Raw genomic sequence first — 265 nt, forward strand, 5'->3', positions numbered from 1 at the left:
AAGGTGTCGCAGGTTCGAATCCTGTCTTCCCGATGCTATGGCGGTGTAGCTCAGCTGGCTAGAGCGTCCGGTTCATACCCGGGAGGTCGGGGGTTCGATCCCCTTCGCCGCTATAATTGATCTTGTTGGACCTTTAGCTCAGCTGGTTAGAGCTCTCGGCTCATAACCGAGTGGTCGTAGGTTCAAGTCCTACAAGGTCCATTTTGTTATATGTGGAGGATTACCCAAGTCCGGCTGAAGGGAACGGTCTTGAAAACCGTCAGGC

General features: G+C 53.6%; 2 tRNA genes. Both read left to right on the forward strand.

The window, feature by feature from the left end:
* Window positions 1-39 precede the first annotated feature (39 nt).
* Window positions 40-113, forward strand: a tRNA-Met gene (locus tag HMPREF2984_RS08425).
* A 14-nt stretch (window positions 114-127) separates the two neighbouring features.
* Window positions 128-201, forward strand: a tRNA-Ile gene (locus HMPREF2984_RS08430).
* The last annotated feature ends 64 nt before the right edge of the window (window positions 202-265 follow it).

Origin of the sequence: Streptococcus sp. HMSC066E07, assembly GCF_001814695.1 — a bacterium.
In the GTDB taxonomy this organism is placed as follows: domain Bacteria; phylum Bacillota; class Bacilli; order Lactobacillales; family Streptococcaceae; genus Streptococcus; species Streptococcus hominis.